The sequence below is a fragment of the uncultured Tenacibaculum sp. genome, from assembly GCF_947494125.1.
In the GTDB taxonomy this organism is placed as follows: Bacteria; Bacteroidota; Bacteroidia; order Flavobacteriales; family Flavobacteriaceae; genus Polaribacter.
The window spans coordinates 1-2215 of the sequence record NZ_CANLTU010000031.1 but is presented as its reverse complement, the minus strand read 5'-3'; the positions used below and the strand labels follow the sequence as shown (position 1 = coordinate 2215).

General features: G+C 29.0%; 7 protein-coding genes. All 7 read right to left on the bottom strand.

What is annotated here, in order from left to right; all coding sequences use genetic code 11:
* Positions 1-275: 275 nt before the first annotated feature.
* The 7 genes from Q0881_RS17665 to Q0881_RS17635 all read right to left on the bottom strand — a co-directional run bounded on the left by Q0881_RS17665 (position 276) and on the right by Q0881_RS17635 (position 2043).
* Positions 276-467 (bottom strand): hypothetical protein, encoded by a 192-nt coding sequence (locus Q0881_RS17665; protein WP_299163270.1) that lies wholly within the window; start codon positions 465-467, stop codon positions 276-278.
* A 4-nt stretch (positions 468-471) separates the two neighbouring features.
* Entirely contained in the window at positions 472-648 is a 177-nt protein-coding gene (locus Q0881_RS17660; RefSeq protein ID WP_299163268.1) for a hypothetical protein, read from the bottom strand.
* A gap of 116 nt (positions 649-764) precedes the next feature.
* Positions 765-935: a hypothetical protein gene (locus Q0881_RS17655; RefSeq protein ID WP_299163265.1), complete on the bottom strand. Its 171-nt coding sequence runs from the start codon at positions 933-935 to the stop codon at positions 765-767.
* A 50-nt stretch (positions 936-985) separates the two neighbouring features.
* On the bottom strand, positions 986-1195 hold the full coding sequence (locus Q0881_RS17650) for a hypothetical protein (RefSeq protein WP_299163263.1): 210 nt from the start codon (positions 1193-1195) through the stop codon (positions 986-988).
* A 90-nt stretch (positions 1196-1285) separates the two neighbouring features.
* Complete coding sequence (locus Q0881_RS17645) at positions 1286-1495, bottom strand: hypothetical protein (protein ID WP_299163261.1); 210 nt, start codon at positions 1493-1495, stop codon at positions 1286-1288.
* An 86-nt stretch (positions 1496-1581) separates the two neighbouring features.
* Positions 1582-1788: a hypothetical protein gene (locus tag Q0881_RS17640; protein WP_299163258.1), complete on the bottom strand. Its 207-nt coding sequence runs from the start codon at positions 1786-1788 to the stop codon at positions 1582-1584.
* A 27-nt stretch (positions 1789-1815) separates the two neighbouring features.
* Positions 1816-2043: a hypothetical protein gene (locus tag Q0881_RS17635; protein WP_299163256.1), complete on the bottom strand. Its 228-nt coding sequence runs from the start codon at positions 2041-2043 to the stop codon at positions 1816-1818.
* Between the last annotated feature and the right edge of the window lie 172 nt (positions 2044-2215).

Sequence of the window (2215 nt, the reverse complement as noted above, 5' to 3'; positions counted from 1 at the left end):
ATCCAATTGGGTACCTGGTTTAAGATTTCTTGTACTTCTTCGCTACGTATCTCTATGTCTTCTATTTCTATTGGCATTAATCTAAAAGGTTAAAAAATGATGCCTGTTAAAACAAGCATCATCATCATTTAATAAAATATTATTTGTATAACATCAATACTGAAAACCTTCAACTATTATTAAGAGTTTTAGTATTAATAATAATCTCATTAGTTAGGATAAAATATCACCTACTTTTAGTATTTATTTGTTCATTAAGTATAACAACAAATACCTTAAAGGCAAACTGGATCAACTAAAACACAAGCTTTGTATTTATTAGGTAAACGATAGTAATCTCCACAAGAATTTTCATCAAAAGAAAAAGGACCTGAATATTCATGACAATCTCTAAGACTACCTCCTCTAATTGATTTTTGTTCTATTTTATTTAAAGTTTTCCCTATACTTAAAATTGATTTTTTCATTTTCTTAAATTAAGTTACATCTTGGATAATCATCTCTAAAACACAATTCTAGTTCTGGACAACAACCTTGACCTGCAGGGCAATCTACATGAGTTAAACATGATTCATGCTTTCCTCCATTAATTTCTTTTTGTTCTGCTTTATTTAAAGCTTTTCCTAAATTCAAAATTGATCTTTTCATTTTATAAAAATTTAATAAAATTGATTAAGTCTTTGATAATTTAAAGACATTCAAGACTTATGTCTATTTTTCGCAAGAGAATATTTTAACGTTAAAACTATGCTAATCTAGTATAGTTAGCAATATTGAGAAATACACTCGTCCATACAAATACCATATACCATTCTATTACCTCCACTATTGGCTATACAATAGTCTTGACAATCAAAACAGTCAACACCTCCATTTATAGCTTTTTGCTCTTTCTTACTTAGAGTTTTTCCTAAGTTTAAAATTTGTTTTTTCATTTTTATATTTTATTTAAAGCATTCAACAGTTTACTTTTAATTGTGTTTTTTTAACAAACAGGTAAAGTTGGTCCTCCAGGTCCTATAGGTCCTGATGGTTCTTGCATTGGGCATCCAATATCTTCACATCTTCCATTGTTTATTACGTTACAATTACGATCACATTCGCAAATTGGATAATAGTAATTCACTCCTCCACTAATTACTTTTTGTTCAGCTTTATTTAAAATCTTTCCTAAGTTTAAAATCGATTTTTTCATTTTATAATAATTTAATAAAATTGATTAATTCCTTGATCACTTAAAGACACTCAAAGGGTGTGTCTATTCTTTATTAGAGAATACTTAGTCCTATAAATCGAAACAAGCTGTATCTAAATTAATGCAAGACGCTGCTCCTGGGTAGTTACTCATTAGATTACAGGGTATACAATATGGGTCATTATCTCCAAAACAAAGACCTCTACTAGCGTAGTAATTACAATTATCATTACCTCCATTAATTAATTGCTGTTCGACTTTTTCTAAAATTACACCTATGCTTGAAAATTTCTTTTTCATTTTTAATAATTTATAAAATTGATTAAATCCTTGATCATTTAAAGACATTCAAGGGTTGTGTCTATTTCTCTAACCACTATTAAATCTTAATGGTAAAATTCATCATCAGGTTTAGGTATTTCAGCGTCGCAAATAACTCCAGAAGCTCCGATACGTTTACATCCTCCTCCTGAACAACAAAAGTCAGAACCACTACAATGATTATATGCATCACATTGTGAAATACCTCCATTAATAGATTTTTGCTCTGTTTTAGCTAAAACTTTTCCTATATTTAAAATTGATTTTTTCATTTTATTTATTATTAATTACTTTTTATTTTAAACTGGATCAACCGGACCACCTCCAGTGTCTCCCCCTCCATTATTTCCTCCTCCAGTGCCTCCTCCTGTATTACAGCTACAGTGCAATGGTTTCCAATACATTTGTTGTATATAAGGATCTGCACACCATTCAAAACATGGCCCCATAAATACTTGCCCACCATTAACGTTTTTTTGTTCAATAGAACTTAAAACTTTACCTAGGTTTAAAATTGATTTTTTCATTTTAAAATAATTTATAAAATTGATTAAATCCTTGATCATTTAAAGACATTCAAAGGTTATGTCTATTCTTCGCGAGAGAATGTTTTATATATATGTTATTTACCTAAGTCTAGCTGGTTTTTAACTAGATGGTAATAACTTCCTTTTAATTTTATAAGTTCTTCATGTGAGC

Excerpts from the sequence above, each read along its gene's own strand:
- Q0881_RS17635 (WP_299163256.1), bottom strand. The coding sequence starts at position 2,043 with ATGAAAAAATCAATTTTAAACCTAGGTAAAGTTTTAAGTTCTATTGAA.
- Q0881_RS17645 (WP_299163261.1), bottom strand. The coding sequence starts at position 1,495 with ATGAAAAAGAAATTTTCAAGCATAGGTGTAATTTTAGAAAAAGTCGAA.
- Q0881_RS17655 (WP_299163265.1), bottom strand. The coding sequence starts at position 935 with ATGAAAAAACAAATTTTAAACTTAGGAAAAACTCTAAGTAAGAAAGAG.
- Q0881_RS17660 (WP_299163268.1), bottom strand. The coding sequence starts at position 648 with ATGAAAAGATCAATTTTGAATTTAGGAAAAGCTTTAAATAAAGCAGAA.
- Q0881_RS17640 (WP_299163258.1), bottom strand. The coding sequence starts at position 1,788 with ATGAAAAAATCAATTTTAAATATAGGAAAAGTTTTAGCTAAAACAGAG.
- Q0881_RS17665 (WP_299163270.1), bottom strand. The coding sequence starts at position 467 with ATGAAAAAATCAATTTTAAGTATAGGGAAAACTTTAAATAAAATAGAA.
- Q0881_RS17650 (WP_299163263.1), bottom strand. The coding sequence starts at position 1,195 with ATGAAAAAATCGATTTTAAACTTAGGAAAGATTTTAAATAAAGCTGAA.